This window comes from Pseudoalteromonas sp. SG41-2 (assembly GCF_014164535.1).
GTDB classification, from domain to species: Bacteria; Pseudomonadota; Gammaproteobacteria; order Enterobacterales; family Alteromonadaceae; genus Pseudoalteromonas; species Pseudoalteromonas rhizosphaerae.
In genome coordinates this window covers 1-12,932 of record NZ_JACJFK010000015.1, presented here as the reverse complement: position 1 = coordinate 12,932, position 12,932 = coordinate 1, and the positions used below count along the sequence as shown (strand labels likewise).

Annotated in this window: 13 protein-coding genes and 1 other RNA gene; 11 read left to right on the top strand and 3 right to left on the bottom strand. The window is 40.6% G+C overall.

Features of this window, described 5'->3' with window-relative positions; translation table 11 throughout:
- Positions 1 to 14 precede the first annotated feature (14 nt).
- The 3 genes from accA to H5186_RS13015 all read left to right on the top strand — a co-directional run bounded on the left by accA (position 15) and on the right by H5186_RS13015 (position 2,730).
- Positions 15 to 971 (top strand): acetyl-CoA carboxylase carboxyl transferase subunit alpha, encoded by a 957-nt coding sequence (gene accA / locus H5186_RS13025; RefSeq protein ID WP_145240508.1) that lies wholly within the window; start codon positions 15 to 17, stop codon positions 969 to 971.
- A 107-nt stretch (positions 972 to 1,078) separates the two neighbouring features.
- Positions 1,079 to 2,386 (top strand): tRNA lysidine(34) synthetase TilS, encoded by a 1,308-nt coding sequence (tilS, locus tag H5186_RS13020; protein WP_182794554.1) that lies wholly within the window; start codon positions 1,079 to 1,081, stop codon positions 2,384 to 2,386.
- On the top strand, positions 2,383 to 2,730 hold the full coding sequence (locus H5186_RS13015; protein WP_182761951.1) for a hypothetical protein: 348 nt from the start codon (positions 2,383 to 2,385) through the stop codon (positions 2,728 to 2,730). Before tilS ends, H5186_RS13015 begins: the two co-directional genes overlap by 4 nt.
- Before the next feature lie 48 nt (positions 2,731 to 2,778).
- On the opposite strand, the gene H5186_RS13010 is transcribed toward H5186_RS13015, so the two are convergent.
- Positions 2,779 to 3,675, bottom strand: coding sequence for a diguanylate cyclase (locus tag H5186_RS13010; protein WP_149982978.1), 897 nt, complete (start codon positions 3,673 to 3,675; stop codon positions 2,779 to 2,781).
- A gap of 150 nt (positions 3,676 to 3,825) precedes the next feature.
- Between H5186_RS13010 and H5186_RS13005 the strand changes: the two genes are divergently transcribed.
- Complete coding sequence (locus tag H5186_RS13005; protein ID WP_182794553.1) at positions 3,826 to 5,802, top strand: monovalent cation:proton antiporter-2 (CPA2) family protein; 1,977 nt, start codon at positions 3,826 to 3,828, stop codon at positions 5,800 to 5,802.
- Between the two features lie 14 nt (positions 5,803 to 5,816).
- Here H5186_RS13005 and H5186_RS13000 read toward each other — a convergent pair whose 3' ends face one another.
- On the bottom strand, positions 5,817 to 6,962 hold the full coding sequence (locus tag H5186_RS13000) for a patatin-like phospholipase family protein (protein ID WP_182740516.1): 1,146 nt from the start codon (positions 6,960 to 6,962) through the stop codon (positions 5,817 to 5,819).
- A 184-nt stretch (positions 6,963 to 7,146) separates the two neighbouring features.
- Between H5186_RS13000 and H5186_RS12995 the strand changes: the two genes are divergently transcribed.
- From H5186_RS12995 to H5186_RS12975, 6 genes are all read left to right on the top strand, one after another.
- The gene (locus tag H5186_RS12995; protein WP_182761945.1) at positions 7,147 to 8,022 is read left to right on the top strand and encodes a DUF3014 domain-containing protein; all 876 of its coding nucleotides are present in this window, start codon (positions 7,147 to 7,149) and stop codon (positions 8,020 to 8,022) included.
- A 140-nt stretch (positions 8,023 to 8,162) separates the two neighbouring features.
- Positions 8,163 to 8,259, top strand: an RNA gene (gene ffs / locus H5186_RS12990) — signal recognition particle sRNA small type.
- Between the two features lie 133 nt (positions 8,260 to 8,392).
- Positions 8,393 to 9,022 (top strand): TnsA endonuclease N-terminal domain-containing protein, encoded by a 630-nt coding sequence (locus H5186_RS12985; RefSeq protein WP_182794552.1) that lies wholly within the window; start codon positions 8,393 to 8,395, stop codon positions 9,020 to 9,022.
- Positions 9,015 to 9,218: a hypothetical protein gene (locus H5186_RS23075; RefSeq protein ID WP_259400155.1), complete on the top strand. Its 204-nt coding sequence runs from the start codon at positions 9,015 to 9,017 to the stop codon at positions 9,216 to 9,218. The genes H5186_RS12985 and H5186_RS23075 overlap by 8 nt, the downstream gene beginning before the upstream one ends.
- A 168-nt stretch (positions 9,219 to 9,386) precedes the next feature.
- Entirely contained in the window at positions 9,387 to 10,802 is a 1,416-nt protein-coding gene (locus H5186_RS23320) for a Mu transposase C-terminal domain-containing protein (protein WP_310736887.1), read from the top strand.
- A 2-nt stretch (positions 10,803 to 10,804) separates the two neighbouring features.
- A complete protein-coding gene (locus H5186_RS12975) occupies positions 10,805 to 11,413 on the top strand; it encodes a TniB family NTP-binding protein (protein ID WP_259400334.1) in 609 nt (202 codons plus the stop codon).
- 3 nt (positions 11,414 to 11,416) lie between these two features.
- Here H5186_RS12975 and H5186_RS12970 read toward each other — a convergent pair whose 3' ends face one another.
- On the bottom strand, positions 11,417 to 12,619 hold the full coding sequence (locus H5186_RS12970) for an IS256 family transposase (protein ID WP_182794551.1): 1,203 nt from the start codon (positions 12,617 to 12,619) through the stop codon (positions 11,417 to 11,419).
- A 177-nt stretch (positions 12,620 to 12,796) separates the two neighbouring features.
- On the opposite strand from H5186_RS12970, the gene H5186_RS23380 reads away from it, so the two are divergent.
- Positions 12,797 to 12,932: transposase (locus H5186_RS23380; protein WP_182794550.1), on the top strand; the 136-nt coding region annotated here is incomplete at its 3' end.

Sequence of the window (12,932 nt, the reverse complement as noted above, 5' to 3'; positions counted from 1 at the left end):
AGGTAGTTTAGAGCATGAGCCTCAATTATCTTGATTTTGAGCTTCCAATCGCAGAGTTAGAAGCAAAAATTGAAGAGTTACAAAATATAAGCCGCGCTGGCGATTTAGACCTTGAGTTAGAAGAGGAAGTCAGTCGATTAAAAGAGAAAAGCGCTAAAATGAAAGAGGAAATATTCTCTAAATTAGGTGCTTGGCAGGTTTCTCAGTTAGCCCGTCATCCGTTGCGTCCTTATACTCGAGATTATATCGAGCGTATTTTCACGGAATTTGACGAGTTTGCTGGCGATCGTACTTTTGCGAATGATCCGGCAATTTTAGGCGGTGTTGCACGCTTTGAAGGTCAACCAGTGATGGTTATTGGCCAACAAAAAGGCCGTGACACAGCTGAAAAAATTAAACGTAACTTTGGTATGCCAAAGCCTGAAGGTTACCGTAAAGCATTACGCTTAATGGAAATGGCAGAGCGTTTTAAAATGCCAATTATGACCTTTATCGACACCCCAGGTGCATACCCAGGTGTTGGCGCTGAAGAGCGAGGCCAATCTGAAGCAATCGCACGTAACCTTAAAGTGATGGCAGCATTAAAAGTGCCAACAATTTGTACGGTTATTGGTGAAGGCGGCTCAGGTGGTGCTCTAGCCATTGGTGTAGGTGATCGCGTTAACATGTTGCAGTACAGTACTTACTCGGTGATTTCACCAGAAGGTTGTGCATCAATTTTGTGGAAGAGCGCTGATAAAGCACCTCTTGCTGCAGAAGCGATGGGTGTAACCGCTGAGCGTGTTAAAGAGCTTGATTTGATCAACAGCTTAGTTGAAGAGCCATTAGGTGGCGCACACCGTAACTACGAAGGTATGGCGCGTAACCTGAAAAATCAACTTAAGCGCGATTTAGCTGATTTACAAGCTCTGTCACTGGATGAGATGCTTGATCAACGCTATAAACGTTTAATGTCGTTTGGCTATTGTTAAGATAAACAAAACAACCAAATTGATGAAAAAAAGCCGCTATTGCGGCTTTTTTGTTTTAGAATGCTTTGGAGCTTGGAGCACTACTAAATTTAAGTTGATGGTTACTCATGCAAACAACATCGTTATACCAACAAGTAAAAAATGCCATTACGCCTTATACCGATGAGCACAAAACCGCATTTACGGTAGCGCTCTCTGGTGGTGTGGATTCGGTGGTATTACTGCATATAATGAATGCGCTAAAAGCTGAAATACCGCAACTGCAATTAAGCGCAGTTTATGTTAATCATGGTTTAAGTCAGTATGGCGACGATTGGCAGCATTTTTGCGAAAAACTATGTGCAATAGTAAAAGTTCCTTTTTACTCGGCTCAGGTAAAAATCACCAATAAATCACGCACGAGTCTAGAAGAGCTCGCCCGCGATGCTCGGTATCAGGCACTTGATCAGCATAGCCCAAGCGGCAGTATTATTTTGCTAGGGCAGCACTTAAATGATCAACTAGAAACGTTTTTACTGAGGCTAAAACGCGGCTCAGGATTACAAGGCTTAGCATCTATGCGGCAAACTCGCACCTTGAGTTCTGGGCGAGAATGTTTACGGCCACTGCTGAACAGCACACGACACAGTATTGAACAATTTGCTACCGAGTTTAAGCTTGAGCATATTACCGATGATTCAAATACAGATGAGCGCTTTGATCGCAACTTTATTCGTCAGCAAATAGTACCTCTATTAAGTGAACGATTTACCGGCTTTGAGAAAAGCGCAGCACGCAGTGTTAAGCTTCTTCAACAGCAGCAAGATGTACTTGATGAATACACTCAGTTAGATTTAAGCCAATGCCAAAACATCCAGCAAGGGTTAAGTTGTTTACAGCTAGCAAATTTTAGCGCTGCGCGCCAAGCAAATGTTTTGCGTTGTTGGCTTGGGCAGTTTACGACGCTTATGCCATCACAACAACAAACTCAGCAAATACTTACACAAGGTTTAACAGCAAAAGCTGATGCGCAGCTACTTATTCAGTTAACCGAAGGGCAAGTTCGCCGGCATCAAAACTTTTTATATTTTGTACGTGAAACAACCGTTCCTGACAGCCAATCACTAACAGCTCAAAAACAGTTACTTTCAGATGGTCGCACCCTAATACAATTATCAGGTATAGGAGTTAGAAAGCCATTGTCTGATGAACACGTTTCTGTTCAGTTTAATTGCCCACAGGCGCGTATTAAACCGCTTAAAAAACCGGGTCACAACAGTATTAAACATTGGTTTAAAGATGCCAAAGTAGCGCCATGGTTACGTGCTAATGTGCCACTAATTTTTTATAATGAGCAATTGGTTTATGTCGTAGGGCATTTTATAAGTGCAGAACACGCCGATGAAAAAGGTATATTTTGGGAGATAAAAATATGACAACGTCACAGCCACACGTTGGTTTATCACTAGTCAATAAAGCGCCGTTAGGGCTTATAGTTACAGCCGTTGTAGCGGGCATTGCCACGGTAATGTTTGAGCTGGCGCTATTAACGTTAGCGTATTCGGTTGCAGGTGGTTTGGTGTGTGCGATTATTTTAATTGCGTACTGGTTAGGTAAAGGCGGACTATTTTTTATTGTTGGGGTGAGTATTCCATTATTAATGGTCATTGTTGTACCACTGACCAGCATGGCTGCTTTGTTATACCTAATTAGTGGTTTCTTTTTTGGTTTTTGCTTAGCACTATTAGGCTATAAGTTATTGGTCAAGTCAAAAAGTTAGTATAAGTATCAAAGTAAGGCCTAGCGGGGGAACTAGGCTTACCTTTAATTAATACGCTTTAGCGCAGTTACGCCCTGATGCTTTGGCCTTGTATAAACCTTTATCGGCGCGGGCAAAAATCTCATTCTCACAATCTTTGCTGTTTGCCAAGGTAAATCCAATGCTGGTGGTGACTTCATATTGTTTCATTAAACTTGACTGCGCCACTAACTGCATCACTCGCTGAGCAATCACTTTATTTGTGGTAAATTCAGGATCATCAATTAATACCGCAAACTCATCGCCACCAAAGCGAAATACAGAATCTGTGCCGCGAATACTACTGCATAAAACGTTGGCAAACTCTTGTAATACGTCATCGCCAATTTTATGACCGTAGCTATCATTAACTTGTTTAAAGTTATCTAAATCTAACAACATTAAACTAAATGGACGATGATGGCGGCGAAAGCGCTCTAATTTTTGCGTCAAAATAGCATCAAACTGACTACGATTATTAAGCCCTGTTAAGGTGTCTTTAGTCGCTAGTTTTAGTACGCGGCTATACATTAATGCATTGCGTAATGGGTAAACCAATGCGCAGTGTAAGCCAACTAACTTTTGTTCAATATTGCCCGAAAGCGGATATTGGCAAAAATAGATAAGCTGCCCTAAATGTTCATTATTTATGTCTAAATTAAATGAATACGGCGGTTTGCTGTTATCACTATTAGCAATTTGTGCCACCCCAAGAGACGACTGAAACTGCAAGCCTGAAAAATTAATAAGCTGCTTTGCGTGTTCAGCATAAATCGTTAGTAGCTCTTCTATGTTCAACGTTGTTTGCAGTTTCTCGAGCAAACTATGGATAGCTGCGGGCTCATTATTACGGTAATGCTCTGCCGAAAACGGCAGGAACTCGCCACGTGCTGAGATGCGCTGCGTCAAAATATGGACATTTTCCATGGTTTTCTCCCCCTAGGAGTTTGTTATTACTTTTCTAAGCGATTTTTGTGCCACTATTCCAAACTGGCTGAAAAACAGATAGTTGCTATAGTTAACTCTTAAGTAGCTAAAATTTTGACGGTATGGCAACAGTATAAATAGGAGGTTTATTTGCAAAGTGTATTGGCTCAAATATTTGGCTTATTACTGGCTGCTGTGGTGCTGGTATGGTTATTTAAGCGCATTGGCTTACCGCCGATCCTCGCCTACCTTGCTACTGGCTTATTAGCGGGTAGTCATGGCATTGGCTGGATGGCGCAAAGTCATGAAATACATTTTGTAGCTGAGCTTGGTATTGTATTTTTATTATTTAGTTTAGGGCTGGAGTTTTCTGTTGGCCGCTTAATGGCAATGCGCAATATTGTATTTGGCTTGGGCACGTTGCAAGTAATTGTCACAAGTATTGTGTTTATGCTGATTTTATTGTTGATGGATTTGTCTTTGTTGAGCAGTTTCACTATTGCGACATTAATGGCGTTGTCATCAACAGCGGTGGTGGTTAAATTACTTAAAGAAACCGGCGAACTTAAACAGCGGCGAGGGCAGCTCGCTATCGGAATGTTATTATTTCAAGATATTGCGGTGGTGCCGTTACTGATTACTTTACCTTTACTGGCCCAAAGCAGTGATACTGAAGGCATTGCCTGGGCCCTGACTTTCGCTTTAACTAAAGGCGCGTTTGTATGTTTGTTGTTATGGATGATAGGCAAGTGGGTATTGCCAAAAGTCTTTAGCGAAGTTGCATTAATGCGCACCGATGAATTGTTTGTTTTGACTACTTTAGTGGTTGCCTTATTTGCCGCAGGCTTAACGTATTTATTTGGCTTATCGATGGCGCTGGGCGCATTTTTAGCAGGAATGATGCTCGGCGAAAGCCAGTACCGACATCAATTAGAAGCTGATATTCGACCATTTCGCGATATTTTAATGGGCCTATTTTTTGTCACTGTCGGCATGCAGCTCGATATTCTATATGTGTTTGGTGTATGGTATTGGATAGTGGCTGCATTAGCGCTAATGCTAGTATTAAAAATTGGTGTTATTACTTTCTTAGCGCAACTGATGGGCGAGCGAAAACAAGATGCAATTGCAGCAGGCATCATGCTGTGGCAAATGGGCGAGTTTGGTTTTGTATTAATTGCGCTTGCTACTAAACACCAATTATTAGCTTTAGATCACGCCTCATTTTTAATTGCTATTGCAGTCATGTCGATGGGCTTAACACCTTATTTAATAGAATCGACGCCTTGGTTATTAAAACAACTTGGGGTATTAAAAACCCCCAGCGGTGAGTGGCAGCAACAGCCTAACAGTAGCACCTTGTATCAAAACCATGTAGTGATCTGTGGGTTCTCTCGGGTTGGGCAAACTATTGCGCGGTTTTTAAAGCCAGAAGCAATAGAGTATGTTGCTGTTGAAAGTAACCCAATACTAGTTCAAGAGGCCAAAGCAGCTGGAGAGCCCGTTATTTTTGGTCATGTAAAACAAAAAGATATTTTAAAATCAGCAGGAGTCGAACGAGCTCGACTAGTGATCATTACTTTCACCGATTTTGAACATGCGCAAATCGTGATCGATGCGATAAAGCAAATAGCTCCTGACGTGAAAATACTGGTACGTATGCGCGATGATAGTCATCTCGAAGCACTCAAAGAGCTTGGCGTGACTGAGGTGGTGCCAGAAACGCTGGAAGCGAGCTTAATGTTAGTGTCGCACGTGTTGTCTATGTCGGGCGTACCAATGTCGCGTATTGTTAGGCGGGTTAGTAAAGAGCGGCGGAATCGCTATCAATTTTTACATGGTTTTTTTGCCGGAGATAAATTTGATAGTGAAGAAAACAATGCCGAGCGGCTTGAGTATTTACACGTAATAGCACTGCCTGAACATGCTTTTGCGGTTGCTAAAAATATTAATGAATTAAATCTCGAAAAACGTAAAGTATCAGTGCGAGCATTACGGCGCAAAGACCGTGAAATTGAGAGTCCATCGCTGCACACTATTTTACTCGCCGGAGATATTCTTGTACTACAAGGTAAACCTCGACGAGTAGAGCGGGTAGAGTGCTATTTACTCGATGGTACGGATTAGTGAATCGTTAACTGTTAATCGAGCTCTAAAAATTCGCGTATCTGTGGCAGTTTCTCTAAACCATCTTTATAACCAATTTCAATCAAATGCTGGGTATAGCGTTTTTCAAACAATAAGTAACTGGTTAAACTCGATTGAGAACGTTTTTTAACCCCGATCATGCGCAGTAATATTTTAATGGCTAAAGGCATATCACCGTAATAGTTTGCAGCAATGGCGTTAAAGTTTTCTGATGGATTGATCACAAAACTTTGTATTTGCTTTAATTCTTGGTGTTTATCACGCCCAGGTAACAAACCTAAAGTTCGGTTAATTCGTTCAAGGCGCTCAAGATCTGACTGTAAGGTGTCGGTAAACACACTGTCGAGCAAATGGCCCGCAATTGAGGATAACCCTGGGAAGTGAGGGAGATAACCCGGCGGATGAGCTTCTTTGGGCTGATCAACACCAATAATAAATATTTTTTCAGCGCCTAAATGGACACATGGACTCAGTGGCGACAATTGGTGAATAGAGCCATCACCAAAGTAGTGGTTGTATACATTTACGCTCGGAAACACCATAGGAATTGCACTGGACGCCATTAAATGTTCAACGTTAATACGGGTCGCTTGGCCTTCGCGTTTAGCGCGCCGCCAAGGTGATTGTGTATTAGATTGAAAAAACGCCACAGAATCACCCGTGGTATAGCTTGATGCGGTGATTGACAGCGCATCTAAATAATTACGGTGTAAATTACGCTCAATGCGAGTTAAATCTAAAATTTCATTAAGTAAATTACGTAAAGGCTGATTATTCAACAAGCTCGCTGGTGGATGATTAATATGTTCAGATTGAAAACTGGTCAGCATGTTACGCATTAAATGGCCAAACACGCTGATAAAATCACTTTTATATACCATTGACGTAGAAAAGTTTTTCCAAACAGATTCCAGTTTACGTACCGCCAAATGGGTGCATGAAGCATAGCTTGCTAGCGCAGCTGAATTGATCGCTCCGGCAGATGTACCATTAATAATAGTAAATGGCAGCGGGGCGGTACGCGGCATACTGTGCGCGAGCGCTTTAAGAACCCCAACTTGGTAAGCGGCACGTGCACCACCACCGGTCAGTAACAGAGCAACTTTAGGTTTGTTTTTATCGATTTGCTTGATTTTCATAGTTGAGTTTCGTCGTTGCAATTAAGCGGTTAAGCGTCTTTACTTTATTTATTAACTGTAAGTCTTTAAGCTAGAAGAATCAAAGGATACCTTAGCTACGTTAATAATTATTAGTGTAGGCTATGAATTAAATCCATTTAGGGTACTCTTACTGTTATCGCATTTTAATATTTATGGAGTTCGTATGTCAGATCAACCATCAGCGTCAGATGTTCAAAAACGTCCACCGAATAATAACCTTTTATTTGCAGGCATCATTTTAATTATTATCATTATTGCTGCAGCGTTTGTGTTATTAAACTCAAGTGATGAGTCACAATCAGCAACCGAAGTTGAGCAACACGTAGCAGAGCGCCCCATGATGGAGCTAAAACCAGAGAACGATCCGGTTGTTAATGCCCCATCTGTTAATCCTGAAAAGCCTGCTGATTTAGCCGTGCCAACGCCACGCCCAGTAGAGCCTGAGCCGCAAGTAGAGCCACTACCTACTCTTGATGAAAGCGATCCTGTCGTTGTTGCTAAGTTAGACGAATACCTAAGTGATGCCGCTATGAGTTTGGTTATAAACGACGATGTTATTCGCCGTGGTGTGGTATTTATAGATAATCTTGCCAAAGGTAAAATTGCGCAAAAACACACTCCCGTTATTAAGTTAGAAGAAGGCTTTAGTGTGGTAGAGGGTGATATTCTTACCATTGATCCAAACAGCTATGAGCGTTATACCCCTTATGTAAAAATCTTTACTAGCATGAGCGCAGCGCAAATCGTACGTTTATATGATGAGTACAAACCACTGATCAATGATGCGTATACAGAAATAGGCTATCAAGGTGATGCATTTAATCAAACACTTGAAGAAGCGATAGACCTATTATTGGATACCCCAGAGCCAAAAGGGGATATGCCACTGTTACGTGATTCAGTCACTTATCAATATGCTTACTCAGAATGGGAACGCCTACCAGCGGCACAAAAACAACTGCTACGCATGGGCCCTGAAAATATGAAAAAAATAAAAGCTGTACTACGTAACGTAAAAAAAGAGTTAGATAATCAATAATCTTACTTAAATCGTTTAAAAAATAGTGCGGTTGTATGTTTAATATGCAATCGCACTTTCTTTTTGTGTTTCCCCTTGAATAACACAGCAAAAGTAGAGATAATCCCTCCCGCGCCAACCAAGGCCCTCAATGGTAGTCTTATTGGTCCTCTCGCAACACTAGCAGGCGAACCTGGTCAGGCCCGGAAGGGAGCAGCCACAGTTTGTGACGTGTGTGCCGAGATGTGGCTGGTAAGACTGCCACCCAAATTCCTCATTTGGGTGTTGTTTGAAGTATAAGTTGACATATTTGTACTAAAAGATGGCATAAATTGGAAGTATAAGGTGGCATAGTCTAGTATTTAACCAAATGGTTAGATGGTTGACTCACATGTATGTAAAAAAAATCAAAAACTCTCCAATTAATCACAATCATAAATTTGCTAGTCAAAAAAATAAATCTACTTGTTTAGTTCAATCCTCTCTAGAGTTTGATGCTTGTTTCCATTTTGAATTCTCACCTTCAATAGCCGCATTTGAAGCACAACCACTAGGTTACGAATATGAGTTCGATAACCGTATTTGCCCTTACACGCCTGACTTTTTACTTACCCACACAGACGGTACACAAAAATTTATTGAAGTAAAACCGCAAAGCCAAATTGCTGATGAAGACTTTCGTGCACGTTTTATTGAAAAGCAAACCATAGCTAAGCAAGATGGACGCGACTTAATACTGGTTACTGATAAACAAATCCGTGTATACCCAACACTCAATAACTTAAAGCTTTTACATCGCTATTCTGGTTTTCAGTCTTTAACAGAGCTGCAAGCATCGGTGTTAGAACTTGTTAAGCAATACGGCTCTATTAAAGTGGGCCAGTTAGTTAACTTTTTAAAAGTAACTGCCGGTGAGCTACTTGCTACTGTGCTACGCTTATTATCACTAGGGCAGTTATTTGCCGACTTAACTACAAATGAAATATCAATAGAAACAGCAATTTGGTCTAACAATGTTTAATGACGGTTTGTTTGATGATGAGTTTAACCAGCCATTACCAAAAGTAGAGACCAAACTACCTCAAAATTACGCCAAAGATTTACAAGCCCTTCCTGAAAAAATTAAAACAACAACATTTGCTAAGCTTAAATATATTCAATGGCTTGAGGCTAATATTCAAGGCGGTTGGACACAAAAAACCTTGAGCCTTTATTAAAAGTAATGCCCGAAGTTGAGGGAGAAAAAAAGCCCAGCTGGAGAACAGCTGCACGATGGTATAGCGCTTATACCAATGCAGATAAAAATATCATGGCGCTAATACCAAGCCACCGATAAGTTTTTTGAAAAGGCACTTGAGCGTTACTTAGTAAAAGAAAAGCCATCAGTGGCTTCGGCTTATAAGTATTACGCAGACTTAGTTATCATTGAAAACGACAGTGTTGTAGGCAGTGATTTAAAGCCTTTAACATACAAAGCATTTAAAAATAGAATAGATAACTTACCGCAATACGAAGTAATGGTTGCTCGTTATGGTAAGCGCCTTGCTGATATTGCTTTTAATAAAGTGGAAGGGCATACACGGCCTACCCGAGTACTTGAAAAAGTTGAAATTGACCATACACCCCTTGATCTTATTTTATTGGATGATGAGCTACATATCCCACTTGGTCGGCCAACACTCACTATGTTAGTAGATGTGTATAGCCATTGTATTGTTGGCTATTACTTTAGCTTCAGTGAGCCTAGCTATGATGCAGTAAGGCGAGCGATGATGAATGCGATGAAACCTAAAAGTGAAGTGGCAAAGCTATACCCTGATACAGTAAATGAGTGGAAGTGTGCTGGTAAAATTGAAACACTCGTTACTGATAATGGAAGAGAGTTTTGGGGTAACAATCTTGAGCTTGCTGTTTGTGAAATTGGAGTAAACATTCAATATAATCCAACGAAAAAGCCTTGGCTTAAACCTTTTGTAGAGCGTATGTTTGGCACTATTAACACCGAGTTATTAGATCCGATTCCAGGTAAAACCTTTTCTAACATTTTGCAAAAACATGAATATAACCCCAAAAAAGATGCAATCATGCGCTTTACGACCTTTATGCAGCTATTTCATAAATGGGTAGTAGACGTTTACCATCAAGATGCTGATAGCCGATTTAAGTACATACCAAGCCAATTATGGGATCAAGGCTTTAATACGTTACCACCAACAGTACTGAGTAATGATGATCTTCAACAGCTAGATGTTGTGCTCAGTATTTCAAATCATCGGGTGCTCCGTAAAGGTGGAATAAGGCTAGAAAACTTAAGCTACGACAGTACTGAGCTGGCCAATTATAGAAAGCAATTTAGCCATAAAGTATCTCAAGACGTTTTAATTAAATTAAACCCCGATGATATTTCTTATATATACGTTTACCTCGATAAGCTAGAGCATTACATAAAAGTGCCATGCATAGATCCAAACGGTTACACCCAAAATTTAAGTTTAAATCAGCATAAAATAAATATACGTATTCATCGCGATTTTATTTCGGGCTCTATCGATAATGTAGGCTTAGCAAAAGCGCGTATGTTTATTCATAATAAAATTCAAAACGAGTTTGAAGAGTTAAAAAATGCGCCAAAACACTCAAAAGTAAAAGGCGGTAAAGCATTAGCTAAGCATCAAAATGTTAGTAGCGACTCGCAGAAATCAATAGCTCAGAGCGAGCCAGTAGAACACAAAAAGGTTACATCTAAAGAGCAAGTAACTGATAGCTGGGATGACTTTATCTCAGACTTAGATGGATTTTAATTATGCTGACCGATAAACAAAAAGAAAAACTAAATGAATTTCGCGATGTATTTATTGAATACCCAATAATAAGCACGGTATTTAACGACTTTGACAGATTAAGACTTGGTAAAGGGTTAGCGGGCGAAAAGCCTTGTATGCTTTTAAGCGGCGATACAGGCACAGGTAAAACAGCACTAATAAAACAGTATAAAGAACGTCACTTACCGCAATTTATTAATGGAGTGATGAACCACCCTGTATTAGTAAGCCGTATTCCCAGCAACCCCACATTAGAGTCTACCTTAGCTGAACTTCTTAAAGACTTAGGACAAGTAGGTAGCACAAAGCGCAAATTGCGAGTAAACGGTACTCGGTTAACGACATCATTAATTGAAAATTTAAAAACGTGTGGTACTGAGCTTATAATTATTGATGAGTTCCAAGAGCTAATTGAGCACAACCAAGGTAAAAAGCGCCGCGAGATTGCTAACCGATTAAAGTATATTAACGACGAAGCGGGTGTATCAATTGTATTGGTAGGAATGCCGTGGGCAGAAAAAATAGCAGACGAACCTCAATGGTCATCGCGTTTATTGGTAGAGGGCGTTCAAGATTCTGTGTCAGCTTAAAATTTAAAGATCGAGCACGTTATCTAAACGCCCTTTAAAATAAATTGCCAACTGAGATAAACAAAGGCTCCAATTGTGTATGGGCATTGTCCATTTCTCGGTAGCATTTAATATGCCAGCATAAAGCAACTTCAACAAGCTATTTTCATTTGGAAAAGCGCCTTTTGTTTTCGTTAATTTCCTAAACTGACGATGGACTGCTTCCACCGCATTCGTTGTGTATATGACCCTCCGTATAGGCTCAGGGTACTTATAATAGGCTGATAAATTATGCCATTTATTACGCCATGAGTTGATCACTAGCGGATAAGCGTCCCCCCATTTAGCCTCCAGCTCATCAAGTGCTATCTCTGCTGCTTCTTTTGTTGATGCGCGATAAACAGGCTTTAAGTCAGCCATAAATGCTTTTTGATTCTTTGACGCGACATACTTCATTGAATTTCGTATTTGATGAACAATACATAATTGAACTTCTGTCTCGGGAAATATAGCTGCAATGGCTTCTGGAAAGCCTGTTAGCCCATCAACGCATGCAATTAGTATGTCTTTAACGCCTCGATTATTTAAGTCGGTAAGTACCGACAACCAGTAATTAGCGCCTCCATTTTCGGATAAATGCAAGCCAAGTATTTCTTTTTTGCCATGAATATCTAGCCCTAATAACGTATAAACGGCTTTACTAATATAACGGCCATCTTCTTTGACTTTGTAATGAATAGCATCAAGCCACACAATCGGGTAGTGACTATCGAGAGGGCGCTGTTGCCATGCTTTAAGCTCTGGAATAAGTTTATCGGTCACAGCACTGATGGTGCCAGTGGCGACGTTCATGCCGTACATATCTTCAATGTGCTTATTAATATCACGATAGCTCATCCCCATACTGAACATGGAGAGTATTTTTGAGTCTATTTCATCACTCAATGTCGTTTGGTTCTTCTTGATGAGCTGGGGCTCAAAGCTACCACTGCGGTCTCTAGGCGTCTCTAGCTCAAAATTGCCAGCAGGTGACTTAATCGTCTTCGTGCTAAAGCCATTTTTACGGTTAGGCGCCTGCTCATTAGCGAGGTGATGTTCAAGCTCAGCCTGGAGCGCTGACTCGGTTAATTGTTTGATAAGTGATGTAAGTACACCATCTTTACCGTTTAGCTTTTTACCTGATTGAAGCGCTTTAACGGCATCTTCGAAGTTGAATTGATTTGTCATGTGTCATTCCTGTTTTTTATCAGTTTAATCAAATGACACAGATTTTTGAACACTCCCGTGTCAACATCAGTAACGTTGAAGCGATTGGATTATTAATCATCCAGACTGAAAGGGGAGTAGCTATCCCCCTGTGTCAGGATAGTTGTCGCCTCTAACTTTTAATAGAGGCAGATAAAAATGAGACGTCGATTTACACAAGAATTTAAAGTTCAAGCGGTTGAAAAAGCATTATCTCAATGTGATGATGTTCGTCTAGAAGATATTGCAGATGATTTAGGTGTCGGTTATTCAACGTTACAACGCTGGATAGCAC

Excerpts from the sequence above, each read along its gene's own strand:
- H5186_RS12995 (WP_182761945.1), top strand. The coding sequence starts at position 7,147 with ATGTCAGATCAACCATCAGCGTCAGATGTTCAAAAACGTCCACCGAAT.
- accA (WP_145240508.1), top strand. The coding sequence starts at position 15 with ATGAGCCTCAATTATCTTGATTTTGAGCTTCCAATCGCAGAGTTAGAA.
- H5186_RS23075 (WP_259400155.1), top strand. The coding sequence starts at position 9,015 with ATGTTTAATGACGGTTTGTTTGATGATGAGTTTAACCAGCCATTACCA.
- H5186_RS13015 (WP_182761951.1), top strand. The coding sequence starts at position 2,383 with ATGACAACGTCACAGCCACACGTTGGTTTATCACTAGTCAATAAAGCG.
- H5186_RS13000 (WP_182740516.1), bottom strand. The coding sequence starts at position 6,962 with ATGAAAATCAAGCAAATCGATAAAAACAAACCTAAAGTTGCTCTGTTA.
- H5186_RS12975 (WP_259400334.1), top strand. The coding sequence starts at position 10,805 with ATGCTGACCGATAAACAAAAAGAAAAACTAAATGAATTTCGCGATGTA.
- H5186_RS12985 (WP_182794552.1), top strand. The coding sequence starts at position 8,393 with ATGTATGTAAAAAAAATCAAAAACTCTCCAATTAATCACAATCATAAA.
- H5186_RS13010 (WP_149982978.1), bottom strand. The coding sequence starts at position 3,675 with ATGGAAAATGTCCATATTTTGACGCAGCGCATCTCAGCACGTGGCGAG.
- tilS (WP_182794554.1), top strand. The coding sequence starts at position 1,079 with ATGCAAACAACATCGTTATACCAACAAGTAAAAAATGCCATTACGCCT.
- H5186_RS12970 (WP_182794551.1), bottom strand. The coding sequence starts at position 12,619 with ATGACAAATCAATTCAACTTCGAAGATGCCGTTAAAGCGCTTCAATCA.